The sequence below is a fragment of the Streptomyces celluloflavus genome (genome assembly GCA_000720995.1).
Classification (GTDB): domain Bacteria; phylum Actinomycetota; class Actinomycetes; order Streptomycetales; family Streptomycetaceae; genus Streptomyces; species Streptomyces celluloflavus.
The window spans coordinates 1-241 of sequence record JOEL01000176.1; the positions used below are offsets into that span (position 1 = coordinate 1).

Consider the following 241-nt stretch of genomic DNA (forward strand, 5'->3'; position numbering starts at 1 on the left):
AGGGCTCACTGTCCTTCGAGACGCCGATGCTGTGGGCGGTCGGCTTCCTGATCACCTTCACGTTCGGTGGTCTGACCGGTGTGATCCTGGCGTCGCCGCCGATGGACTTCCACGTCTCGGACTCGTACTTCGTGGTGGCGCACTTCCACTACGTCATCTTCGGCACGGTCGTCTTCGCGATGTTCGCCGGATTCCACTTCTGGTGGCCGAAGTTCACCGGCAAGATGCTGGACGAGCGGCT

The 241-nt window shown here is 61.8% G+C and carries 1 protein-coding gene; it reads left to right on the forward strand.

The annotated features are described in order from the left end of the window. Positions 1 to 241: cbb3-type cytochrome c oxidase subunit I (locus tag IH09_RS36355; protein ID WP_190233546.1), on the forward strand; the 241-nt coding region annotated here is incomplete at both ends.